The organism is Lysinibacillus sp. NPDC086135 (assembly GCF_044746345.1).
Classification (GTDB): domain Bacteria; phylum Bacillota; class Bacilli; order Bacillales_A; family Planococcaceae; genus Lysinibacillus.
The window spans coordinates 21,703-47,130 of the sequence record NZ_JBIVCA010000030.1 but is presented as its reverse complement, the minus strand read 5'-3'; the positions used below and the strand labels follow the sequence as shown (position 1 = coordinate 47,130).

Genomic DNA, 25,428 nt, shown 5'->3' with positions numbered 1-25,428 from the left:
TATTTTTTATGACAAAAATTCAAAGCCGGTGAAATTTTACTGATCGTAAAATTTCACCGGCTTTTTAGTTTAGGGAGGGGTTTTGTCCCAGCCTCCTTTTTTACGATATATATGTTAAACGACACGAATTAGGACATTATATGGTAAGATGAAGAAAATTTGTCGTAGTAGCACCAAAGTTTGGTGGGAGGTTTGTGGATGGATAGAATTAAAGAAGTAGATATATTGTTGGAAAAAGCTGTATTAGTTGGTGTAAATCTACGGAATGATGAGCATTTTGATTATTCAATGGAGGAGCTAAAAAATTTAGCTGAAGCGTTGAATGTTGAAGTTGCCGGCATCGTCACACAAAATTTAGAGCGCATTACGCCATCTCATTATGTTGGTACTGGAAAAATTGAAGAAATAAAAAACTTTTATGATGAAGCACAAGCAAATTTAGTAATCTTTAATGATGAATTATCACCTTCGCAAATCCGTAATTTAGAACGCGATTTAGAGACGAAGGTTATTGATAGAACGATGTTGATTTTAGATATTTTTGGACGTCGTGCTAAAACACGTGAAGCACAGATGCAAGTCGAGTTAGCGCAATTGCAATATATGCTACCTCGTTTAGTCGGCTTACATGCATCTCTCAGCCGTCAAGGTGGTGGCACAGGGGGTGGCTTTAAAAACCGTGGTGCTGGTGAGACAAAGCTCGAGCTCGACCGTCGGAAAATTGAGGATCAGATTTCGAAAATAAAGAAGGAGCTAGAGCATGTAAAGGAGCAACGAGAGACGCAGCGTAAACAACGACGTAAAAATGCGATCCCTGTCGTTTCCATTGTCGGCTATACGAATGCTGGTAAGTCAACTATTATGAATCAGCTACTTTCGAAAATAGGGCAAGAAGATCATAAACAGGTGTTTGAGAAGGACATGCTTTTTGCCACACTTGAAACATCTGTCCGTCAAATAGAATTATCTGATAAAAAGACATTCCTATTAACAGATACAGTTGGTTTCGTTAGTAAATTACCGCATCATTTAGTAAAGGCATTCCGCTCAACATTGGAAGAGGCTCGTGACGCCGACTTACTGCTCCATGTTGTAGATGTTTCCAATTCTGAGCACGGCTTTATGATGGATGTAACAAATGAAACGCTTAAGGCAGTTGGCGTTGAAGGGATTCCGACAATTTATGTGTATAATAAAGCGGATATAGCAAACGTTCCTTATCCTGTTATTAGTGGTGATAATATTTGGATTTCTGCGAAGCAAGGGATAGGGTTAGAAGAATTATTGCAAATGGTACGTCAGCATATTTTCTCTGCTTATGTAACATGTAATATGCTTATTCCATATGAACAGGGGAATATTGTCTCTTATTTAAATGAACATGCTTCTGTCTATGAAACAGCGTATGAAGAAAATGGTACGCTTCTAACAATAGAGGTAAAAGAAGCGGATTACGCAAAATTCCAACAATATGTCATTAAATAAGCAATCACATCATTGTTCTAAAAGCATGCTAGAAGCGCTCCTTGTTTCTAGCGTGCTTTTTTGTAATCGTAAAGCGAATTTATATCGTTGTGAATGAAATTATAGATAATGCTAGCTTATTTGTTAATAAAATAAATAATCTGACTATAAAGTATTTTAGAATAATTTTGTGGTAGTTTGTAATTTAGTAGATATCAAAAAGTGAGAAAACTTAGGAATAGCAACAGGTTTGCTATAATTCTACAAAAATCATTCTGAATTTAGAGAAAAGGTGTAATATTTCAACATTTTTTAAAACTCTTGAAAAAGTTTTTTAAACACTTTAGTATGGTGAAATAAAGTTTTTATCCTTACTTTTGGGTAATAATATTATTATTGAATAATGAAATCGGGAGAGGATATTTTTATGTCTACTAAAGATGAAATTGTAAAATCCGTCCCTCAAAATGGCTTTGTCGGACACCCTAAAGGGCTCTTTACATTATTTTTCACTGAATTTTGGGAACGATTCTCATACTACGGTATGCGAGCAATTCTGATTTTCTTTATGTATTATGAATTGCATGAAGGCGGCTTAGGTCTAGATCGTGGACTAGCAAACTCCATTATGGCCATCTACGGATCACTGGTTTACATGTCAGGGATTATCGGTGGTTGGATTGCTGACCGAATACTAGGTACACGTAGAACCATTTTCTATGGTGGCGTGTTCATTATGTTTGGACATTTCCTGCTAGCGTTACCTGGTGGCGTAAGCATGTTATTTGTTTCAATGTTCTTTATTGTCATTGGGACAGGCTTATTAAAACCGAACGTTTCAAGCATTGTCGGAGATATGTATGCTGATACAGATAGTCGTCGTGATGCAGGTTTTTCAATTTTCTATATGAGCATTAACATGGGATCATTCATTGCACCATTAATTGTCGGAACAATTGGACAACAGTATAATTTCCACCTAGGCTTTGGTGCAGCAGGGATCGGAATGCTGGCTGGTTTAATTATTTTTAAATTAACAGAAAAAAAATATTTAGGGTTAGCAGGGTTACAGGTAAACAACCCGTTACTGCCTGAAGAACGAAAAAAAGTCTTTACACGATTTGGGATTATAGCGCTACTTATTATTATTGCTGGGGCAATTGGTATCAAAACTGGCGTACTAACAGTGAATGTTTTTGGTTTAATTATTACGATACTAGGTATTGTAATTCCAACGGTGTACTTTATTTATATGTATCGCAGTGAGAAAACAACTAAGGATGAGAAGTCTCGCATACTCGCTTATATTCCTTTGTTTTTATCGGCTGTAATGTTTTGGGCAATCCAAGAACAAGGGGCGACTATTTTAGCAACGTATGCAGATAGTCGTACACGATTGGATATTGGTAGTTTTCATATTCCATCTTCTTGGTTCCAATCGTTAAACCCTTTATTCGTCGTTACAATGGCTCCTTTGTTTGCCGTTTTATGGATGAAGTGGGGAGATAAGCAACCATCTACACCGCGTAAATTCGCTTATGCATTATTCTTTTCAGGATTGTCATTCTTAGTGATGATGCTTCCAGCGTATTTATCTGGTGGTACAGATTTAGTAAGTCCATGGTGGTTAGTATTATCATTCTTTTTAGTTGTAGTTGGGGAGTTATTATTATCGCCAGTAGGGTTGTCAGTTACTACAAAATTGGCTCCGAAGGCTTTTGCTGCACAAACGATGTCACTTTGGTTTTTAACAAGCGCAGCAGCGCAAGCAATCAACGCACAACTTGTAAAAGTCTATGAAGTGGTAAGTGAATTCACATACTTCGGTTTCTTAGGCTCATTATCAATTGTTTTCGGGATCATAATATTAGTACTTTCGCCATTCATTTCAAAAGCTATGCGAGGTATTAACTAATCAAAGATGTGAGTACAGTTATTCAAATAACTGTATTTGCATCTTTTTTGTATGAAGAGAAATCTTGTTGATACTTTGCACATCACATAACGTGTAGTTGATTTCCGTTCCGGTTGGCGCTTTGCCGCTGCCGCTTCGCTTTCGCGCAGAAAAAAACATTTGCCGCTGCCGCTACGTTAGCACTGCGCTTTCGCAAAAAAACATCTGCAGGTCTAAGCACAAAGCCGATTTCGGACGCAATTATGTCGAGGCATAATTAATCAAATATCATCCCTAATCTTCGAGGATGAGCCTTAAATTTAACTTATGTAGGCATATTATTATAACCTTTAGCGAAAATCAGCATCTTCTAATTATTAAAAGTGGATAAAAGATGATTAATCAATGTACTTTATGACTCGATATAATAAATTATCTACAGTCTGAACGTAATAAACTGTATCATGTAGGTAATTTTCTGAATGCGGGAATATGTTTTTTGTGTGAAAAGATTTCATTTTCGTTATAATAATCTTAATAGTATGATAATTTAAGGAGTTGGATGCTATGAAGGAAGCTTTAAGTCGTTTGAGGCCAAGATTAATGGAGATTTTCACGTATTTGCACGCGAATCCAGAAATAAGCTGGCATGAGGTAGAAACAACAAATTATATTGTTGATTTACTAACGCGTGAAGGTTTTTCACCAATACGCTTTAAAAACAGTACTGGACTTTATGTTGACGTAGGAAGTGGTAGTCCTAAAGTCGGTTTGCGTACGGACATTGATGCGTTATGGCAGGAAGTAGATGGTGAATTTCGTGCGAACCACTCCTGTGGCCATGACGGACATATGACGATGGCAATTGGTGCTCTATTACTTTTGAAAGAGCTTGCTCCTTCATTCAACGGTACAATTCGTGTGATTTTTCAACCAGCTGAAGAAAAAGGAACTGGCGCTTTATCGGTTTTAAAAGAAGGAATCATTGATGATTTAGACTTTTTATTTGGTGTCCATGTAAGACCTGTTCATGAGCTTGAAGACGGTACTTATTGTGCCGCATTGCATCATGGAGCCTCTCGATTGCTTGAGGGGGAAATCATTGGAGAAGATGCCCACGCAGCAAGACCGCATCTCGGCGTGAACGCCATTGAAGTAGGAGCAACTATTATTGAAGATTTAAGAACACTTCATACAGATCCAATGGTTCCTGTATCAATTAAGATGACCAAATTCCATGCTGGAGGAGAATCCGGCAATATTATTCCTGGAAATGCAGCGTTTACCATCGATATACGAGCTCAGCAAAATGATGTAATGGATGCCCTTGCACAGGGAATAAAAAGGGTTATTGATTCTTCCAAGATCTTGCATAAAGTACAGATTGAATTACGTACAGTAGCAAATGTAGTAGCAGCTGAAGTAGATCCAACTGCTCAATATATTATGGAGCAGGCAATCGTGCAAGCAACTGGGTTGTCGAATTTAAGAAAGCCAGTTCATACACCTGGAGGAGAAGATTTTCATCACTATACTGTTCAACGCCCGCATTTAAAATCTACGATGTTAGGCTTAGGTTGTGGGGTGACACCAGGCCTACATCATCCAAAGATGAAATTTAAGCAGGCGAGGCTTGTGACGGGAGTTGAAATTCTTACAAGAGCGGTATTGTTAGCATTGGAGTCGGGGAACTCAAAGGAGGGATCAGCATAATGTTAGAGAAAGTACGTATTCAAAAAATAATAGCACCTACTGAAATTGCAGAAGTACAAATTTTGAACGAAAGTATATGGGGGAGTCAGGCTATTCCCTCACATCAATTGTTAGCAGCTGTACAAAATGGTGGATTAATCCTTGGAGCATATTTAGAAGAAAAGCTGATTGGCTTTAACTACTGCTTTGTTGGCTATCGACATGGAAAAATGTATTTACACTCACACATGATTGGCGTGGAGGAAACATATCGTGAACAAGGTGTAGGTGAATTATTAAAGCATGCCCAACAGGAATATGCAAAAGAACATGGGTTTCAGCTTGTGATTTGGCTATTTGATCCGCTAGAAGCGTGTATGGCTAATTTATCATTTTTAAAGCTCAATGCCTTTAGTTTTCAGTACGAAAATGATTACTATGGTCCGCTCGAGGATGACTTTAACGATGGGCTACCTTCAGATCGAATCGTTGTTGAATGGTGGATTGAACGCGATCGAGTGGAGGATTCCCTAGATGAACTGGAAGAAGAAGCTGACGAAATTGTACCGTGGTCTTTAACGGTAGATGGCTTACCGGTGCTCGATGTTGATGGTGAATTTCAGCAAGAGCAATCGTATTATAAGGACGCCTATTTATTACCCATTCCTCAATTTTTACAAAAGATGAAAGTGGAAAGTCCTAGGCTTGCGGAGGACTGGCGTTATAAAGTACGTACTATTTTAACGACATTGTTTGAACAAAATTATGCAATTGTTCGAGTGAAAAAGAATAAGGAATATGTTCACAGCTATCTATTAGTCAGACGCTCCTTATTAGCTTTATAATAAGGATAAGGAGTGAAATCGTGTGAAACTAGAACAGATTACAGTGAGACATATAAAAATGCCTATGAAAGCACCGTTTACAACGAGTTTTGGCACAATTGATGAAAAAGAGCTCTTACTAATAGAAGCGATAGATCAATCAGGAACTGTAGGATGGGGAGAAGCTGTTGCCTTTGTAGCGCCGTGGTATACAGAGGAGACGTTAAAAACAACATGGCATGTGCTTGAAGACTTCTTAATCCCCATCTTGTTACATAAAGAGGTCGGGCATCCAGATGAAGTCAGTGCTTTGTTCTCTGCTATTCGTCGTAATTGCATGGCGAAATCCTCTATTGAAGGGGCTATTTGGGATATTTACGCTCAACAAACGAAGCAATCACTTGCTCAAGCGTTAGGCGGAGTTAAGGAACAAATAGAGGTAGGTGTTAGCGTAGGTATTCAATCTTCCACAGAGGCATTAATTGATTTATTAAAAGGCCATGTCAATAAAGGTTATAAACGAGTAAAAGTGAAAATTAAGCCCGGTCACGATGTAGGAGTTATTCGTGCTATTCGTGCTGAAATGCCAGAACTGCCATTGATGGTAGATGCTAATTCTGCGTATACATTGAACGATATGGATGTATTGCAGCAACTGGATGCATTTAATCTATTAATGATTGAGCAGCCGTTAGCAGTTGATGATATTGTCGATCATGCTAAGCTACAGCGAAAGTTAAAAACGCCTATTTGCTTAGATGAAAGCATCACCTCCTACGAAGATGCTCGAAAAGCTATAGAGCTAGGTAGTTGTGGTGTTATTAATATAAAAATAGGACGTGTAGGCGGTTTAACGGAAGCAAGAAGAATTCATGATTTATGTAAGGAAAATAATATCCCTGTTTGGTGTGGCGGTATGTTAGAGGCAGGAATCGGACGAGCACATAATATTGCATTAACAGCGCTCTCTAATTTTGTGTTGCCTGGGGATACTGCAGGCTCTAGTCATTATTGGTATGAGGATGTCATTACACCTGAAGTAATTGTAGAAGATGGTTATATTCGTGTGCCACAAACGGCTGGAATTGGATATACACCTAATATGAAGGTAATTGATAAGCAAACAATCAGTAAGAAGGTCTATCAATAATAGGTTCATCACCAAAGCGAGCATCGTGAATGAAGCGGCTCATCGGACGCCCCCAGGAAGTTCTGCTCTGTGTGAAAGCGAAGCGTCAGCGGCAAATGTTTTTTTCTGCGCGAAAGCGAAGCGTCAGCGGCAAATGTTTTTTTCTGCGCGAAAGCGAAGCGTCAGCGGCAAAGAGCCCAGTCGGAACGGAAATCAACCACACGTTTTGGTGATGACCCCAATAATAGGATAAACAGGGAGAGAACTGATTGAAAAAAAGTTTGCAAATCGGTGGTGCCTATGTAGGGATTATTGTCGGTGCGGGATTTGCATCAGGACAGGAAATCGTACTATATTTTACGAGCTATGGCTTTCAAGGGCTTTATGGTGCACTTATTGCTACAGTTGGGTTTGCCTTAGTAGGAATGTGCATTGCTCAAATTAGCTCAAGATTACGTACGACATCGCACAAGGATTTAATTTATCAAATTTCAGGTAATGCTGTAGGTTTGGTGATGGATTATTTACTGTCGCTTTTCTTATTCGGTGTAGCAGTAATCATGTTTGCAGGAGCGGGTGCTACGTTACATCAAATGTTTGGACTACCCGTTTGGCTTGGGAGCATTTGTATGATTGTACTTACTATAGCGACAGTTATGATGGATGTGAAGAGCATTATAAACGTTATTGCAATTGCTACGCCCTATCTGCTAGCAATTGTCTCGATAATAGCGATCTATTCATTAGCTACGATGGATTTAACCTTTGTCGAACAAGCTGTTATTGCACAACAAGCACAGTTAAGTTCTAAAAGCTGGTGGGTTACTGCTTTACTGTATTTGTCTTTTAATATCGGTGTATGTTTTTCTCTTTTAACTGTTATGTGTGGGTCTATTCGCAATGAAAAAGTGGCAGGGCTGGGAGGTATTATTGGTGGGATTTTGCTTGGAGCTTTAATTCTACTTATTAACCTGTCTCTTCTTGCAAAAATGAATGTTATCGTTGGCGTTGATATACCAATGTTAGCTTTGGCAAATGAAATTCATCCTCTTATTGGTCTATTGATGTCCTTTTCTTTATTAGGGATGATTTATAATACAGCAGTGGGGATGTTCTATTCATTTATGGTGAGATTTTTAAACCCTAATAAGGCCAGTTTTAAGGTAACTGCCGTTTTTATCGGTAGTTTGGCCTTTTTAGCAAGTCTCGCGGGTTTTACAACGCTTGTAGCTAAGCTATATGCTGTGATGGGATATGTCGGTTTTGTATTAATCGTGTTAATTATTTTTGCGTGGCTAAAAGGCGGTCGACGAATAACTTAACTTCTTTGGAGCACATCTCCCGCTTCTATGGTGGTGAGATGAATGGGGTTTTAAGTCACTTTTTAATGGTGTCCAAACATCCGCTTAAATAGAAGAACTCAGTCTAAAAACGCCACGTCACCTGTGGCAATACATCCATTGGCCCAAAGCCTCCGAACGCAATTATGCCGAGGTTTAATTGCTTTGATAAGGTAATTGAGAAGGAATTAGTATTTTATTCTCAATTACCTTTTTATTTGTGTAAAAAATGTGGAAATTTTTAACTTTAGAAATAACGCTGAAGGCAAATTTTTCGTTGAGAATTCTTGTTTGTAAGGATTCTCAAATAAAGCGAGAATAATTCTCAGTTGTAGGTTGACTGAGAATGGAAACACGCTTATAATGAGAATCGTGAGTAATGATAATCATTTTCAATGATTACGAGCAAAAATGAATCTACCGGGGATTACAATGAAAAAAAGATATCTTTTTACAGCAACTGTTGTTCTGTCTATAGTTTCACTATTTATCGGTGTAGTTGATATAAAACCGAGTGATCTATTAGATTTTGAATCAGAAGAAACTAGACTATTTTTTATCAGTCGTATACCGAGGCTTGTAGCAATTTTGTTAGCAGGTGCAGGTATGAGTATTGCTGGTTTAATTATGCAAAGCTTAAGTAGGAATAAGTTCGTGTCACCAACGACAGCAGGTACATTAGATGCTACAAAGTTGGGGGTACTAATTTCGATGATGTTTTTCACAAATGTCACGTACTTTCAAAAAATTTCCTTCGCTTTCATATTTGCTTTAGCCGGCACATTATTGTTTATGCAAATATTAAATCGAATAAAGTTTACAGATGCGATCTTTATACCGCTTATTGGCTTAATGTTTGGGAATATCCTTTCGTCAATTACGACGTTCTTTGCGTATAAGGCGGATATTATCCAAAACATTTCTGCATGGTTACAGGGAGATTTCTCATTAATGATGAAAGGTCGTTATGAGCTTTTATACATAAGTGTACCCGTGCTGATTTTAGCTTACATTTATGCGAACCGCTTCACAGTGGCAGGAATGGGTGAGGATTTTGCAAAAAACCTTGGTCTTTCTTATAAATTCGTTGTGAACTTAGGTTTAGTGTTAGTAGCACTTATTTCGACGACAGTGGTGCTAACAGTTGGTATGATACCGTTCCTTGGTTTAATCATTCCAAATATAGTTTCGCTGTTCAAAGGGGATAACCTCTCTAAGACATTGCCTCATACAGCATTACTAGGTATGTCGTTCTTATTATTCTGCGACATTGTAGGGCGTGTACTGATTTTCCCTTATGAAATTCCGATTAGTATGACTGTCGGTGTCATCGGAAGTGCGATCTTCCTAATTATGTTGTTTAGGGGGAGAGCATATGCGTAGCCGTACAAAAATGTTGATTTTACTAGGTTTGGCTGTAGCATCTATTTTACTGTATGTATTTTATGAGCTTAATGGTAACTATCATTATGCGTTTCCACGCCGCCTTATTAAAGTGGTAGCGATGTCGTTAACAGGAATTGCGATTGCATATTCAACTGTAGTATTCCAAACGATTACACATAACCGTATTTTAACGCCAAGTGTAATGGGACTTGATGCATTATATATGATGGTTCAAACGTTCATCTATTTCTTCTTTGGCTCTATGTCGATATTCGTTATTAACGCCAAATACAATTTCTTACTAGCTGTTTTAGCGATGGTTGTCTTTGCGGTAATATTTTATCGAGTATTGTTCAAGGAAGGAAAACGTCCGATTTATTTCTTGCTGCTTGTCGGTATGATTGTCGGAACGTTTTTAGGAAGCGTAACTACGTTCTTCCAAGTTCTAATAGACCCGAATGAGTTTTTAAGCTTACAAAGTAAAATGTTTGCAAGCTTCAACAATGTCAATTCGGATTTAGTATGGCTTGCTGGTGTTGTCATAATCATTACCTTTGTTTATGGCTGGCGTCACATGAACCAATTAGATGTAATGTCTCTTGGACGTGATACAGCAATTAATTTAGGGGTACCGTATGACAAGCTTGTACAGCGTATGCTCATATTATCTTCAGTATTAATTGCCGTTTCTACAGCTCTTGTTGGGCCTATTACTTTCTTTGGCTTAATCGTGGCAAATTTATCGTATCAATTTTTCAAGACGTACAAGCACTCTGTGATAATCGCAGGTTCTTGTGTAATGAGTATTGTAGCTTTGGTCGGTGGACAGTGGGTGGTCGAACGTATTTTTAATTTCGATACAACACTAAGCGTTATTATAAACTTCGTAGGTGGCGTGTACTTCATCTACTTATTATTGAAGGAAAGTAGGTCAGCGGGATGATCCAAGTAAAAGAAATCTCTAAGTTTTTTGGGAAAAAACCGGTCATTCAAGATGTCAGTGTGGACGTTGCACCAGGAAAAATTACGTCTTTTATTGGACCGAATGGCGCAGGTAAATCAACATTGCTTTCAATGGTAAGCCGTTTACTTAATGCAGACACTGGAGAAGTATTACTCGATAAATCAGATGTACGTCGTTGGAAATCGGATGATTTTGCGAAGCGAGTATCCATTTTAAAACAGTCAAACTATATGAATGTTCGCCTAACAATTCGTGAGCTTGTTTCATTTGGGCGTTTCCCTTATTCGAAAGGGAATTTGAAGCCTGAGGATGAGCTAAAGATAGATGAAGCAATTCAATATATGAATTTAAAGGATATTCAGCACAATTATTTGGATGAATTATCTGGTGGTCAACGTCAACGTGCATTTATTGCAATGGTTATTGCGCAGGATACAGACTATATTTTGCTTGATGAGCCGCTTAACAATTTAGACATGAAGCACTCTGTGCAAATCATGAAAATTTTGCGAAAGCTCGTTGATGAGCTAGGGAAAACAGTTGTCATTGTATTACACGATATTAACTTTGCTTCCGTATACTCTGATCATATTGTCGCATTAAAAAATGGACGTGTTGTCAAAGACGGTCCAACAAATGACATCATCAACTCTGATGCGCTTAAGGAAATTTATGATATGGATATCCCGGTTCAAGAACAGAATGGTTGTCGCATTTGTGTATATTTTAACTCTTAAAAAAATAATAGATGGAAATGTCCATCTGAAAAATAAAGGAGCAATTTTACAATGAAAAATTGGAAATTACTTACTGTGTTAATGGCAATGATGCTATTAGTACTAGCTGCTTGCGGTTCTAAAGACGAAGCAAAAAAAGAAGATAAAGGTTCTTCAACTGATAAGCCAGCTGAAGAGCAAAAGGAAGAAGCTACATCTTACCCACTTACGATCCCAGCTATCAAAGATGGTGAAGATACTTTTAAAGAAGTAACGCTTAAAGAGCAACCAAAGAATGTTGTTGTATTTGACTATGGTTTCCTTGATACTTTAGATGCTTTAGGTGTTAAAGTTGCAGGTGTTCCACAAAAATCAGTTCCAAAATACTTAGGTAAATATGCTGGTAAAGATTATGTTAATGTTGGTGCTTTAAAAGAGCCTGACTTTGAAGCAATCTCTTCTATGAATCCAGACATTATTTTCATCTCTGGTCGTCAAGCATCTGCTTACGATGAATTATCTAAAATTGCGCCAACTGTATATGTAGGTGTAGATGATCAAAATTTCGTGGAATCATTCAAAGAAAAAACTGAATTAGCTGGTAAGATTTTTGGTAAAGAAAAAGAAGCTGCTGATGCATTTGCTGCATACGAAGCAAAAGTAGAGGAAGTTAAAGCTAAAACAGCTTCAGCTAAAGAAAAAGCTTTAATCGTTCTAGGTTCTGAAGGTTCATTATCTGCATATGGTCCTGGTTCACGTTTCGGTGTGATCCATGATGTATTTGGTGTAAAACCTGCTGATGAAAAAATTGAAGTTTCTACACATGGTTCTAACGCATCATTTGAATATGTACGCGACACAAACCCAGATATTTTATTCGTAGTTGACCGTGATGCTGCTGTAAATCCAGAAGGCGAGTCTGGTACAAAAGCTGCAATTGAAAACGAAATCGTTGGTGCTACTAACGCTGCGAAAAATGGTAAAATCTTTTATCTAGATCCACAAGTTTGGTATTTATCTGGTGGCGGTTTAACTTCTGAAACTCAAAAAGCTGAAGACGTTTTAAAGGCGTTTAAATAATATGTTTGTACAAATTAAACGTATTGTCGTAACGGAAGGGAATTCGGATAAAGTTGTTGAGCGTTTTGGCGCCAAAAAAGATGGTCCGTCATTGCTTGAACAACAGCCAGGCTTTATCGATAAGCAAGTACTTGTAAAAAAAGTACGACGTGGTGATGAGGAAGTGCTAATTATGGTTCGATGGGAATCAGAAGAAGCGTGGAAAAACTGGGAGAAGAGTCCCGAACATATTGCTGGTCATAAAGCAAATGCGGGTAAACCTAAGCCAGATCATATCATCGAAAGCGGCCAAGAAGTTTATTATGTAAAAGGTTAATAATTAGAGGTGTCTCAAAGTTCATTTGAGGCACCTTTTTCTTATGAATAGTAGAATCATTGCATTGTCCGATAGAAATGCAATGATAGATAGTCGAAGCGACGGAAAGGAAGGCTGGAGCGACGGAAAGAACCGCCAGATCGTCGGAAAAAGTCAAAGAACTATAAAATGGCATAAAGAACGATATTAAGGAAGAAGGGCGAGGCACATAACTATATCTGTGCCATACCCAGTCTAATATTAATGCTTAATGGACGTTCTATTCCATGAATTTAATGTTGTAGTAATATTTAGAGAAAAACCATTGTCATTAATGGAAACCCCGGTGAAAGTGGCAGTCGATTGTTGTGGTGCCCATTTTGCTTTTTTTACAGCAGTAATGTCCCTTAAGGAGGACATTGCCATTTCTGAATTAAAAAGATAAGTAGGTAAACCGACTGTTTCCCCAATTTTAATAGCATTTCCAATGGACGAAGTGCTAGAGCAATTGCCTCTTGCATTTATAATACTAAAGCTTGGTGACATATAGAGTACAGGTGTATGTATGTTTAATTCGGAGGTAAATGGACTTACTAAAGGCAATATAGACAGGCTTTCTTCGGATACTCTTATAATTCCGTATTGTTCTATAAAACTGTCTAGCCTTTGCTGAAAAGTATCTTCAAATCCAGGAATATTGCAAATAAAATTTGAAAATGTAGATTTGCTTTTATACTCTGCTAATGTTTCTTTAAAAACCTGTTGCTCAGCATCAATAATAATTTGCTCAATATATTGTTGTTCTTTCGAAGGTTTTTTAATAGTGATTTCTTCTTCAGAGATTAAAATTGTACAGGAAAAATTAGCTGTAAGTAATAAAACGTTTTCATTTACTTCATTTTTCATTTCAATCACTCCCAGTGTTTCGAGAATTTCCTTGTTAATAGATTATGCGAAATGGAGGGGATTTCCATTCTGAGTAGGCGTTCAATGTAACTCTAAGCCCGAGAAGCGGCCGTCTTCTCCCCAATCAACTTATATACATAGTATACAATCTAGTTTCTCATGAGCTTTATAATTCAAAGATTAGTGTACGAACAGAATACAAATTGATCTTAGCTTACTATAAGCGTATCATCAGTGAGGACGCCATTTCAATGGTGAGTTTACGCCAAAAAATGGCGGGCAATAATATAACTCCGCCATTTATTTTACTATTCCTAAATAAAGAAATGGCGTGCTTTCCACGAATACCGCCACTTTTTGGCGGTATTTTGTGTTAATGATATATTGTAAAATATTACCTCGTGATTTCGGTGTCTAGTATTATTTCCCATTAATCTGTATAATATTTATTAATATACTTAAGGGAGGAGAGGACTATTGCAGGAGCTTGACGAACAAATTAATGAAGCATTGGACATTCTAATTGAAAACGAGATATTGATAAGTCATGAACTACGGTCGATGCTAAAAAAATTTAAAGAAGAAAAAAAGGCAGTTGGCTATTCATTTGGCAAGCTTTGTTATTGGCATTATGAAGCATTTACAGATTGTCTGAACGAAGACATTTATAAAGTTGCCGCAGCTATCGAACTTTTAATTTTATCGTTTGATATAATCGACGACTTGCAGGACAAGGATTCAGACTACAGTTGGACTAAAACACCTGAACTATCATTAAATGCTGCTTTAGCTATGCTAGTTATGGCTTCTAGAACTATACGTGAGTCTACCTTTGAACATAAAAGTACTGCTATTCAAATACTAGAGGATTATGCATTACGAAGTATAAACGGTCAGCAACTAGATTTACTCAATACTTGTAGGGATGAGCAATCCTATATACAAATGATTGAACAAAAGTCGGGTTCTTTAACAGCAATGGGTTGCTTAATTGGCGAAGTGCTTGCAAAAGGAGAGAAATCTTCTGAGATTGAGGAGTATGGGAAATATATAGGTATTATCCAACAAATTAAAAACGATATTCAAAGTTTAAAAACTTGGGGACCTAAAAATGATTTACTAAATAAAAGATACTCATTGCCTATTATTTATCTTTTATCGCAGGGAAATGATGTTTCAAATTCTGTTGTAAACTATTATAATGATGATATAGTTGCATTTTTGGATAATAATGCTACGGAAAATGAGTTGACAAATGGTGGCGCAATACGTTATGCAATTACTATTAAGAATGTTTACAAGTTTAGAGCATTAGATACTCTTGAAAATGTAGCTATAAATGAAGTATGTAAAGATTACCTAAAAAAACTAATACATTGAGGAGAGGTTAATATGATTAATGTCATTCAACATCTAGAAAAAAACCCTGACTTAGTTGCACTCTTAAAAGAACAAAAAGCTTCATTAATTGGAGTTTCAGCTATGGAGCAAAGAGCGATACTTGACTCGTTTGAAGAAGACGTACGCTTAGAAAATGGATTTTGGAATTAAAAATATTTAAACGTATATGGTTTCTGCTTGCTGTAAGTACTTACATATTGCTGGGATCTTACCTACTGTATATTACTTACAGCAAGCATTATTTGGGTATAGATTTAAAAGAAGCGAATGGGGAATGGGTAGTAACTAGTTCGTACAATAAACAATTAGAGGATGGAATTCGAATTTCTGAAGGAGATGTAATTTTAAGTGTAAATAACCTTCATACCGAGGATATCCCTAATATAAAACATGATCATTTATTACGTACGGCAAGCTTGCTAACAATCATGAAGCCTAACGGACAAATAATGGATGTGAGCGTTAGTAGATTTGATTTACCAGAGCAATATTTTCATTACATATTGGTAATACCTTCTTGTTACTTTTTTTTAACATTAATTATTGTGTTTTACTTATATTTAAAACAAAAAAATACATCTCTTTTATGTTTACTTATATTATTTATGCTCACTGTTTCTCTGGCTTATGTTAGCATTGGTGCATCCGGCAGTCTAAACAGTATTGGTGTAATCGTTAATCGTGGTAGCATGTTACTATGCTTAGTGTTATTACTCCACTTCTTAAGGAATTATTACACATTTTTAAAAACAAATTGGTTGCTTTCTAATAATATAAAATTATTTTATATACTTCCTGTGATAGCGATGATATTGGGCGGTATTGGTATTATATACCCTGCTGTTAATAATTTACTTTCGAATATTGTACTAGCTATGTTCTTCGTTTTCCTTATTATCATACTTAGTATTTTATTGCTAAGCTATTTCAAATATAAATCGCCTCAGTTAAAAATTTTATTAATTAGTATAATGATTCCGTTTCTGCCATTCCTTTTTCTATATGCGCTCCCTTACATTTTATTTCATCAATATATACTTTCTGCTGAAATTAGTGCTCTTTTTTTATTGTTAATTCCGTTTAGTTTTATTTTTACGCAGTTAGCAGAGCGGCTATTTGATATCGAATATCATATTACTAGATTACGTTATTATGTAATCTTTTCATTGATTTTTACTTTGTGGTTTATAGTTGGATTGTATTGGATTGCAGGAAAATATTTAACGATGACCGTCATATCAGGTGTTTCATTTTTTACTTTTACATCGTTAGTTGTTCTTTTTTACATAAAAGAGAAAGTCGATTATCGAAAACGAAAAATCTTATTTTCGACAAAAGGGGATTATATACATCAGTTATATACAGCTGTAGATAAGATTGGTAAAACAATAAAAATAGATAATCTTCTAGAAAAATTTGTGCAAGAGGTTTCTCTCCATCTTGAGCTCGAACATGTATTTGTATTAACTTATGACTATGACACAAAGCAATTTACATCAACGGTTGAGGGTAATCTTCCGATTAATCCAATGTTAATGGAAGATTTAAAATTAGGGGAAATTAAAAAATTTGATCAAGTCTATCTAGCTTTCCTCCATCAAGATGCTCATTATAAAAGAGCGTTAGTATTGCGACATAATAATTCAATTTATTTGAAAGATGAAGAGCTTCTATGGCTTGAATTGCTCTTATTATATGTAAATAATTTTATTGAAAATACAAAGATGGTAGAAGAGCTGTTAGAGGAATTAAAGCATATGAGGCAAGCAGATGATAGTCAATTACCTTGGTTAAGCAAATTATTATGGTTAAGGTTTGAAGAGGAAAAATATCAATTAGCTCAAGAATTACATGATACAAATTTGCAAGAGCAGCTCCATATTGCCCGGGAGGTTGATGTCCTAGTCAATATGAAGGATGCAACAGATATCCAGCCAAAACTTGCGAAAATTCATCAACAGATGGTTACATCTTTACATGATTTAAGAGCTTATTGCGAAAATTTGAAGCCCCCATTATTAGACACATTAGGATTGAATGCCGCATTAGAAAAGCTTATTCGCAAAGTAATAGAAAGAGCTAGTTTTATGTTAATTTATACGATCGATCGCCTTTATTTAGAAGATGAGCGTATGAATTTAATGATTTATCGACTATTTCAAGAATTACTCAATAACGCGTTAAAACATTCCTATGCAACAACAGTTGAAATTCATTTGCGGGAAATGGACGATGGTTTCGAAATTATTTACAGCGATGATGGTGTAGGCTGTAATATTGGGGATATAATTGTCGCAGAATCGATGGGAATTCAAGGTATGCAAGAGCGTGTAAAGGCCTTTAACGGGCAGTTTTACATCGATTCACAGGTTAGTGAAGGAATGTCTATTAGAATTACAGTAAAAGAAGGAAGTGATACACTTGATTACGATGCTCATAGTGGATGATCACCCTATTGTGTTAGAGGGAACGAAAAACCTATTTCAAGAAAATGAAGATATTATAGTTGATACAGAAAGCGATGCAACTCGTGTCATACAGAGAATTAAAAACAAGCCATATGATATCTACTTAATTGATATAAATATGCCGTTAGAAAATGGCATTAATGTAGGACGTAACATTAAAGCTATCCAGTCAAATGCTTCAATTATTCTTTATACTGGTGATGATATAACTGATTATTATCCACTTATTTTAGAAAGGAAAATAGAAGGTATTTTAGCTAAAACAGCATCTAAGGAGCAAATTTTACGAACTGTTCGAGCCATTGCAAATGGTGAAATTGTTTTACCTCAAAATTTCTTGGATTTTCTGGATAATAAATTTCAATTGCAGGATGCCAAACTCGATATTCACTTAAATGAAAAAGAAAAGAAAATTTTAAGATTGATTGCGGAAGGGCATACAAATAAAGCAATTGCGATAGAGTTAAATATTCCTCAGCGAACAACCGAAAGATATTTAACTCAGCTGTTCTCTTTATTGAATGTAGATTCACGGACAGAGGCTGTAAATCTTGCAGAAAGAATGAATTTACTATAGATTGTCTGTATGTTATACTAAACTTTCGTTGGTATATTTTCCAATAAAAAGGGAAAGTTTGGGTAGTTTCGCAACACTATATATTTACCTAGTTAATTACACCTGAATTTCAATTCTAAATACCTATATTTTTTAATAACACCGCCAAATTATGGCGGTGTTTTTTCTATGTCCGCCAAATCACGCCGAAAATTGGGCTAAAAACCGCCAAAAAATTGGCGTAAACCCAACGTTGAAATGTCGGTGTAAGTACTGGTACGCTTAAGATAATCGTGGTTAAGTAGATTTGCTATAGTAGGTAATACTATATAAGATTTCGTTTAAAATAAGAGCCTGGCTATCTATGAAGAAAGTAGAGATTGTAGATTTTTTTAAAGTTACTAGCTAGTCAACGTACTTCACCATAAAACTTTATATAAAGGTAGGCGTGTATTTTGAAAGTAGAACTTGAAAATTTATTTTCTATAGATGAATCTAGTCAAGATCAAGTTATTAATGTTTATAATCGCTATGGTATTTTTATAGGTGCACCTAAAATAAGAAAAAGAAATTTAAAGGCATCTTTTAATCCTATTTTTACATTAAATGAAGACGTAACATATGAACATGTAGCAGCACTCTACAAATCATTGGAACACGAATTAGGAATTGTTTCAATCGGAGAACGTTTTTACTTTGACTTTTCGGATAGCGAATATGAGCAAGCACCATTGTTCACACTAAACTCAACTGGTAACTCACCTGAAATGTTTATAGATGATAGAGGAACTTTATTTTCTATAAACACCCATTGCCAGCATTGTGGACTAATGGAAAAAGAGCAGCTTTCTCCATTAGTGATAGATACAACAGAAATGAAAGGCCGTCATCTAGTTCATGTGAGCGGATATTGGGTTGCTTCACAGGAATTAGCGACATTAATGAAGCAAGAGGATATGAAAGGCTATGAACTGTTAGAAGTTATTCATCAAGGACCGAAAGAAGGGAAGCAAAAAGCTTTTCAAATTATACCTACACAAGTATTACCGGAGAGTAGTGCTGAAAGAGTTAAGTTGTATTTTGCGACCGAGCAACCTCCATGTCGTTGTGGATTAAGTGGGGTAATCAATGGTCCGGATATTTATAATCGTAAAGATATAACCAATATAGAAAATGATGTTTTCTTATCAGCAGAATGGAGTCATGACGGTAGATATTTATATCGAAAGACTTTGTTCAGTAGAAAGTTTAGAGAATTAATTTATAAAAACAATATATCTCGTGAAGTAAGAGGAGAGAAGGATAAAAACTTTGGGCCGAAGGATTGGTTATTCGATCCAGTATTATTAAAATAATTTAAACTGAAGATGAGGAAGTGTATATTTTGTTTAGAAAAATAATACCTATCGTTGCAATCTTATTTATCGTTGCATTAGCTCTTTCAAATTATTTTAATAGGGCAGAAGAAAAAACATTTGTCCTACCCCAAGAAAGAGGGGGCACATTGGGTTAGATAAAGATTTACCAATCTGACATTTACGGGGAGATAATCTTGTACCTAACTTCTTGGTGTTATCTTTGCATTGGGAATTGTACACGGGATAAAAAGCCAAATTCACCTCTAGTTAACGTAAATATGATATGATGTGAAAAATATAACAGCATATTGTTCTTGAGGTGAAGTATTATATGAAAAAGTGGGCTTATCCTTTAGCGGTATTAACGCTCATTATCTTTTTTGTGTTACGAGTTACTTTTCAAAGTGAATTCATCAATACTTTTGATACAAAAATGGCAGATTTATTTTTCAGTAATCGTTTTATAGAATTTTTCCACTATATAGGAGAACCGATATTTGTAGTATCCGTAGCTATAGTCTTAATCGTGTATTTAGCGTGGAAAGCAAAAAATAACCGAGGTATATTATTTGTTTTGTTAACGGTTGCAGGTGGAAATGTACTTAACCAATTATTGAAAAAATGGGTGCAGCGGCCAAGACCTGAGATTGAAGAACAATTAACATCCTTTAGTTTTCCTTCTGGACATGCTATGACCGGTATCTTGTATTTATTTACAATAGCTTATATTTTTTCGGAGAACAATAGCAAGGGACGTAAGACATTGCTTTGGCTTGGGGCAATTGTTTTAACTGTACTTATTGGTTTGTCTCGAGTTGCTGGAGCCCGTCATTTTGCTTCAGATGTATTGGCCGGATGGAGTATGGGCTATACGTGGTTTATCATTTGTGTTATTTGGTATGAACGTCGGAAGAGAATTATCAATAATGCCTCAGCATAATTGCGTCCGGATTCCGTGATATCCGCCGGAGGAGCGGATGTTTGGACACCCACTGAAAAGTAACTTAAACCCGCATTCATCTCACCGCCTATAGAGGTGGGAGACTTCTGTACCTGTCGCTACGCTTTCGGTACAGAAATTAAAGAGAAAAATAAATCATGAACATGAAATGGGAGCCATCTAATTGTAGGTGGTTCCCTTTGTTATGTAGAAATAAGAGCGATCCGTATTAACAGACCGCTCTTATTGCTCTGATCTCAATTACATGGAAACAGCCTTTTCTGCTTCCATAAGCTTTTTTACAGCTTCTAAGCAATCATAGAATGTTTCAAACGGCTTATAAGGAAGATGAAGGTCTTTACAGCGTTTAATAAGATGATCCCTGGCAAGTACTAAATCTGCCTGTTTTGCTGCCTCAAAATCAGAAAGTGAGTCTCCAATTACGATTTTAAAATGATTACTCTGTGCAACTTTTCGCATAACGCTTGGCTTGCAGCAACCGCAACCCTGTACATCAAATTTCGCACATTCTTCATCACAGCTATTTGGAAAAACGAGCTTAATTTGCTGTTCAGAAAAATCAGCACTGTTACAATATATCCCGGAAAATGGACCGTATTTTTTTAATAGTGGCTCAATGAAAAAATCGACACCTCCGCTAACAATATAAAACGGAATATGGTTCTCTTGTGCATAACGAACGAAATCACCAAAGCCCTCACGTATAATGGCCGAATCTAATAAATATTGGATCACAGCATTCTTTTGTTTAGTTGAAAATAGCGCGAACATTGCTGAAACGCCATCTTTAAAGGTTATAGTTTGTTCCATCATTGCTTTAGCAATTTTCTCAGATTCCTCTGGAACGAATTGAGTCATTAGAGAGACGATATTATCTGTTTCTGTTATAGTGCCATCAAAATCACAGAAAATAATCGGTTTCAAGCTACTTCCCCCCTTCAAGAAAAAACGTCTACTTTTGCAGTAGACGTTCAAATTTTACTTGTACTCCGTTTTCATCGGCTTTTGTTAAGATAATTTCATGCTCTGGAAATTGATTTTTCATGGCATTTACGAAATTTTGTGCAATAGCAGTAGGAATGATAGAAATCAGTGTTGGTCCTGCGCCGCTTAAAGCTGTTCCAAATGCCCCATTAGCCTTTGCTGCTTCATGAATCTCTTTATATTGTGGAATTAAATTGGCGCGGAAAGGTTCATGGAATAAATCAGCCTCCATATAACGACCTGCACGCTCGAAATCACGAACCATTAATGATGCAGCTAGCATATTTGCATTTGCAGAGGCCCTCACTGCATATGTTCGATCAAATTGTTCTGGTAAAACAGAACGGGATTCACTTGTTTTTAGTTCGACATCGGGCACATACACAACGAAGGAAGCATCTAGATCATTAACATGAAATGTATCAACAACGCCATTATCATCCATTGAAGAAATTGTTAATCCTCCTAATACCGAGGCTGTTGCATTGTCAGGATGTCCTTCGATTTGTGAGGACAAATTGAGTTTATCCTGTAAAGTTAAGCCTAAGTCACAGACTTGATTAGCTAGTTCAATTCCTGCAACGATGACCGCTGCACTGCTCCCTAAACCACGGGCTAATGGAAGTTCACTTGCCATTTCAACACGGCAGGCAGGTAGTTGCTTCCCGTATTGCTCCACAATTTTTTTTGCAATGACGTATAGTAAATGCTCTTCCAGTTCAAACTCTTTAGGACCATTATCATCGAGGTGGATAATTTCCCAACTATCCTGTAAAGACACGGTTAACTTTAAGTAAAGGGATAAGCCAAGCCCTATTGAATCAAAGCCTGGACCTAGATTTGCTGTGCTCCCAGGAACCGTGATCTCCCACATGTTACTCATAGTACGCCCTCGATATATTTTCGAATTTCTTCTTCATCGTTTTTAAGTGAAACAACATCTACAGTCGAGACATTCATGGCAGTATCAGGATCTTTCAATCCATTACCCGTAAAAATTGTCACAACTTTAGAGCCCTTCGCAATTTTGCCATTTTCAACTGATTTAATAACGCCAGCTAATGATGCAGCTGAACCTGGTTCAACGAAGATTCCTTCAGTGCCAGCAATTAATTTGTAAGCAGCTAAAATTTCTTCGTCTGTAACTGAGTCAATAATACCACCAGACTCATCGCGAGCTGCTTCTGCAAATTTCCAACTTGCAGGATTACCGATACGAATAGCTGTTGCCACTGTCTCAGGATTAGCAATAGGTTCACCTTTTACAATTGCTGCTGCACCTTCAGCTTCAAAGCCGAACATTTTTGGTAAACCAGAGCCTTTTGCTGCATCGTATTCTTTAAAGCCTTTCCAGTATGCAGTAATGTTACCTGCGTTACCAACAGGGATGCAAAGATAGTCTGGAGCTTTTCCTAAAGCATCTACAATTTCAAATGATGCCGTTTTTTGCCCCTCGATGCGGAATGGATTTACAGAGTTTACAAGTGCCACTGGAGTTGTTTCACTTACTTGACGAACAATATTTAATGCATCATCAAAATTACCGTCGATTTCGATAATCTTTGCACCATACATTGTTGCTTGGGCTAGTTTACCTAGGGCTACTTTTCCTTTAGGGATAACGACTATGGACTGGATTCCAGCGCGAGTTGCATAAGCTGCTGCTGCGGCTGATGTGTTACCAGTTGAAGCACAAATAACACATTTGCTACCTTCTTCAATCGCTTTTGCAACGGCAAACACCATACCACGGTCTTTAAAGGAACCAGTTGGATTTGCACCTTCAATTTTTCCATAAAGCTCAATGCCTAGTTTTTTAGATAGATTTACTAAATGTATAAGAGGCGTATTGCCTTCGTTTAAAGTTAGAGCAGGTGTATTTTCTGTTACGGGTAAAAATTGTTTATATTCCTCAATTAGGCCTTTCCACATAACGTTTACGATCTCCTTTTGTTCTCATAGGAAGAACAGTTGTTTTTGTATAAAAGACATTTTAACGCAAATTGCCCCATGTTTTCAATAGAATTTCATAAATTGTCTAAACAATTCGGTAATTTGAATTTTTGCTTGTCACTTTCTTGAAACAACTGTATAGTAAACTTACGATGTAAAGTCAGGTGTAAAGACAGGTGGTTAAAATGACGATAAATACAGTATCAACGGATAAATTTCAACAATCTATTTCTCGCAATAAGCTTTTAGGGGTAGCGGGGGTAGGCTGGCTTTTCGATGCAATGGACGTAGGAATATTATCGTTCGTTATCGCAGCATTAGCAGTTGATTGGGGATTAACACCAAGTCAGTCGGGTTGGATTGGTAGCATAAACTCAATTGGTATGGCTGTAGGTGCTCTTGTTTTCGGCGTGCTTGCCGATAAAGTGGGACGTAAACAAATTTTTATGTGGACGCTTGTATTATTTTCGATTGCGAGTGGCTTGTCAGCATTTACCACTACATTAGCTGCTTTTATGACACTACGCTTTTTAGTAGGCATGGGGCTAGGGGGAGAATTGCCAGTGGCGTCGACGTTAGTTTCTGAGAGTGTAGAAGCTAAAGAGCGTGGGCGAGTAGTTGTTTTGCTAGAAAGTTTTTGGGCGGCGGGATGGTTAATCGCTGCACTGATATCGTATTTTGTTATTCCTTCATGGGGATGGCGTAGTGCTTTATTGTTAACGGCAATTCCAGCAATATATGCAATTTATCTTCGTTGGAACCTGCCAGATTCACCGCAATTTACTGTAAAGGCTGCGTCTAAGAAACGTAGTGTTATGCAAAATATTCGAGAAGTATGGTCGAAAAAATATGTACGCTCGACACTTATGTTATGGGTGCTATGGTTTACGGTTGTTTTCTCGTATTACGGTATGTTTTTATGGCTACCGAGTGTTCTGGTTGGTAAAGGCTTTGATATGATTACGAGCTTTAAATATGTTCTCATTATGACGCTTGCGCAGCTACCAGGTTATTTTACAGCTGCTTGGTTTATAGAAAAATTTGGGAGAAAGTTTGTACTTGTTTCTTATTTAATTGGTACAGCAGTGAGTGCGTTCATTTTTGGTAATGCGGAAACACTAGTAGTGCTATTAACATCTGGGATGTTTTTATCGTTCTTTAACTTAGGAGCATGGGGTGCGCTTTATGCTTATACACCAGAGCAGTATCCTGCAATTATTCGTGGAACGGGTGCAGGAATGGCAGCAGCTGTTGGGCGCATCGGTGGTATTTTTGGACCTTTGTTAGTAGGCTCTTTATTAACTGCAGGTTATGATATTGGTTTTATCTTTGCTATTTTCTGTGGAGCAATTATTATCGGTGTTGTTGGGGTAATATTCTTAGGTCGAGAAACGAAACAAATTGAATTAGAATAACAAAAATAATCATGTCTTGGATGAACTATAATCCAAGACATTTTTATCAATTGATTTACATAAAAATTAGAGGTTATTAATTTTTATACAAATATTTTTAAAAATCTGTTAAAATCACACAATAAGGTTCGTCACTGAAAATGGGGATGACATTTGGTTAAAACGTATAGTACATGGATCAATTGATTGCAGGCTAGGATTTATTGGTGATCACCATGGCTACAGATGTAACCTTGGAGCGAGCTTCGTTAGGAAAGCTTACAGTCGCAACTGAAATCAACGCTTGTCTTATAAGGTTGATTCAGCGATAAACTTTGATAATGGAAATAGAACGATTTTTTGTCTTTCCTACATTAGCGAGTTAAAGCATTGAAGATTTTTCAGAAAAGTCGTTGTATTCAGATTGTAATCGTGATACTGTATTTTTAACTTCTTTCAGCAATTATTTTCTGTACCGAAAGCGTAGCGACAGATACAGGTATCTAAACGTCCGATGAAAGAAGTTAAAGCCTCCAGCCGATTACGGATGCATTGTTTATCTGTGCGAAAGCGAAGCGACAGCAACAAATGTTTTCTGTGCGAAAGCGAAGCGACAGCAACAATTATGTTGAGGCATAATTGATCCGAATTTAGAGTCAGTAG

The 25,428-nt window shown here is 36.8% G+C and carries 22 protein-coding genes; 18 read left to right on the top strand and 4 right to left on the bottom strand.

The window, feature by feature from the left end; translation table 11 throughout:
- Positions 1-198 precede the first annotated feature (198 nt).
- From hflX to ACIPKN_RS25210, 11 genes are all read left to right on the top strand, one after another.
- Positions 199-1,485 (top strand): GTPase HflX, encoded by a 1,287-nt coding sequence (hflX, locus tag ACIPKN_RS25260; protein WP_132361507.1) that lies wholly within the window; start codon positions 199-201, stop codon positions 1,483-1,485.
- Positions 1,486-1,891: 406 nt separating this feature from the next.
- Positions 1,892-3,379 (top strand): peptide MFS transporter, encoded by a 1,488-nt coding sequence (locus tag ACIPKN_RS25255; RefSeq protein ID WP_400941505.1) that lies wholly within the window; start codon positions 1,892-1,894, stop codon positions 3,377-3,379.
- Positions 3,380-3,925: 546 nt separating this feature from the next.
- Positions 3,926-5,071 (top strand): M20 peptidase aminoacylase family protein, encoded by a 1,146-nt coding sequence (locus tag ACIPKN_RS25250; RefSeq protein ID WP_400941503.1) that lies wholly within the window; start codon positions 3,926-3,928, stop codon positions 5,069-5,071.
- Positions 5,071-5,895 carry a GNAT family N-acetyltransferase gene (locus tag ACIPKN_RS25245; RefSeq protein ID WP_142508551.1) on the top strand — a complete coding sequence of 275 codons (825 nt, stop codon included), beginning with the start codon at positions 5,071-5,073 and terminating at the stop codon, positions 5,893-5,895. The genes ACIPKN_RS25250 and ACIPKN_RS25245 overlap by 1 nt, the downstream gene beginning before the upstream one ends.
- Before the next feature lie 22 nt (positions 5,896-5,917).
- Positions 5,918-7,024, top strand: a complete 1,107-nt coding sequence (gene menC / locus ACIPKN_RS25240; protein ID WP_400941500.1) for an o-succinylbenzoate synthase — start codon at positions 5,918-5,920, stop codon at positions 7,022-7,024.
- A gap of 248 nt (positions 7,025-7,272) precedes the next feature.
- On the top strand, positions 7,273-8,325 hold the full coding sequence (locus ACIPKN_RS25235; RefSeq protein WP_400941497.1) for a YkvI family membrane protein: 1,053 nt from the start codon (positions 7,273-7,275) through the stop codon (positions 8,323-8,325).
- Between the two features lie 450 nt (positions 8,326-8,775).
- Positions 8,776-9,726, top strand: a complete 951-nt coding sequence (locus tag ACIPKN_RS25230; RefSeq protein ID WP_142508548.1) for an ABC transporter permease — start codon at positions 8,776-8,778, stop codon at positions 9,724-9,726.
- The gene (locus ACIPKN_RS25225; RefSeq protein ID WP_400941495.1) at positions 9,719-10,672 is read left to right on the top strand and encodes an iron chelate uptake ABC transporter family permease subunit; all 954 of its coding nucleotides are present in this window, start codon (positions 9,719-9,721) and stop codon (positions 10,670-10,672) included. Before ACIPKN_RS25230 ends, ACIPKN_RS25225 begins: the two co-directional genes overlap by 8 nt.
- Positions 10,669-11,430, top strand: coding sequence for an iron ABC transporter ATP-binding protein (locus ACIPKN_RS25220; protein ID WP_142508546.1), 762 nt, complete (start codon positions 10,669-10,671; stop codon positions 11,428-11,430). The genes ACIPKN_RS25225 and ACIPKN_RS25220 overlap by 4 nt, the downstream gene beginning before the upstream one ends.
- 51 nt (positions 11,431-11,481) lie before the next feature.
- Entirely contained in the window at positions 11,482-12,489 is a 1,008-nt protein-coding gene (locus ACIPKN_RS25215; protein WP_400941492.1) for a siderophore ABC transporter substrate-binding protein, read from the top strand.
- A 1-nt stretch (position 12,490) separates the two neighbouring features.
- Positions 12,491-12,805 (top strand): antibiotic biosynthesis monooxygenase family protein, encoded by a 315-nt coding sequence (locus tag ACIPKN_RS25210; RefSeq protein WP_142508544.1) that lies wholly within the window; start codon positions 12,491-12,493, stop codon positions 12,803-12,805.
- Positions 12,806-13,045: 240 nt separating this feature from the next.
- Here the strand turns inward: ACIPKN_RS25210 and ACIPKN_RS25205 are convergent, their stop codons facing one another.
- A complete protein-coding gene (locus ACIPKN_RS25205; protein WP_323654664.1) occupies positions 13,046-13,690 on the bottom strand; it encodes a hypothetical protein in 645 nt (214 codons plus the stop codon).
- A 477-nt stretch (positions 13,691-14,167) separates the two neighbouring features.
- Between ACIPKN_RS25205 and ACIPKN_RS25200 the strand changes: the two genes are divergently transcribed.
- The 6 genes from ACIPKN_RS25200 to ACIPKN_RS25175 all read left to right on the top strand — a co-directional run bounded on the left by ACIPKN_RS25200 (position 14,168) and on the right by ACIPKN_RS25175 (position 20,413).
- Positions 14,168-15,070 (top strand): polyprenyl synthetase family protein, encoded by a 903-nt coding sequence (locus ACIPKN_RS25200; protein WP_400941488.1) that lies wholly within the window; start codon positions 14,168-14,170, stop codon positions 15,068-15,070.
- Positions 15,071-15,082: 12 nt separating this feature from the next.
- Positions 15,083-15,241 carry a competence pheromone ComX gene (comX, locus tag ACIPKN_RS25195; RefSeq protein WP_400941486.1) on the top strand — a complete coding sequence of 53 codons (159 nt, stop codon included), beginning with the start codon at positions 15,083-15,085 and terminating at the stop codon, positions 15,239-15,241.
- Positions 15,242-15,288: 47 nt separating this feature from the next.
- The gene (locus tag ACIPKN_RS25190; RefSeq protein ID WP_400941510.1) at positions 15,289-17,538 is read left to right on the top strand and encodes a sensor histidine kinase; all 2,250 of its coding nucleotides are present in this window, start codon (positions 15,289-15,291) and stop codon (positions 17,536-17,538) included.
- Positions 17,522-18,136, top strand: a complete 615-nt coding sequence (locus ACIPKN_RS25185) for a response regulator (protein WP_400941508.1) — start codon at positions 17,522-17,524, stop codon at positions 18,134-18,136. Before ACIPKN_RS25190 ends, ACIPKN_RS25185 begins: the two co-directional genes overlap by 17 nt.
- 434 nt (positions 18,137-18,570) lie before the next feature.
- Complete coding sequence (locus ACIPKN_RS25180) at positions 18,571-19,470, top strand: hypothetical protein (protein ID WP_400941484.1); 900 nt, start codon at positions 18,571-18,573, stop codon at positions 19,468-19,470.
- A 334-nt stretch (positions 19,471-19,804) separates the two neighbouring features.
- Positions 19,805-20,413: a phosphatase PAP2 family protein gene (locus ACIPKN_RS25175; protein ID WP_400941481.1), complete on the top strand. Its 609-nt coding sequence runs from the start codon at positions 19,805-19,807 to the stop codon at positions 20,411-20,413.
- Positions 20,414-20,674: 261 nt separating this feature from the next.
- Here ACIPKN_RS25175 and ACIPKN_RS25170 read toward each other — a convergent pair whose 3' ends face one another.
- Genes ACIPKN_RS25170 through thrC form a run of 3 tightly spaced genes read right to left on the bottom strand, consistent with a single transcriptional unit; the run spans position 20,675 to position 23,350 of the window.
- Entirely contained in the window at positions 20,675-21,358 is a 684-nt protein-coding gene (locus tag ACIPKN_RS25170) for a 2-hydroxy-3-keto-5-methylthiopentenyl-1-phosphate phosphatase (RefSeq protein ID WP_400941479.1), read from the bottom strand.
- Positions 21,359-21,386: 28 nt separating this feature from the next.
- Positions 21,387-22,301, bottom strand: a complete 915-nt coding sequence (gene thrB / locus ACIPKN_RS25165; protein ID WP_400941477.1) for a homoserine kinase — start codon at positions 22,299-22,301, stop codon at positions 21,387-21,389.
- On the bottom strand, positions 22,298-23,350 hold the full coding sequence (gene thrC / locus ACIPKN_RS25160) for a threonine synthase (RefSeq protein WP_142508535.1): 1,053 nt from the start codon (positions 23,348-23,350) through the stop codon (positions 22,298-22,300). The genes thrB and thrC overlap by 4 nt, the downstream gene beginning before the upstream one ends.
- A gap of 206 nt (positions 23,351-23,556) precedes the next feature.
- Here thrC and ACIPKN_RS25155 point away from each other — a divergent pair, with 206 nt between their 5' ends.
- Complete coding sequence (locus ACIPKN_RS25155; RefSeq protein ID WP_400941473.1) at positions 23,557-24,786, top strand: MFS transporter; 1,230 nt, start codon at positions 23,557-23,559, stop codon at positions 24,784-24,786.
- Positions 24,787-25,428 lie beyond the last annotated feature (642 nt).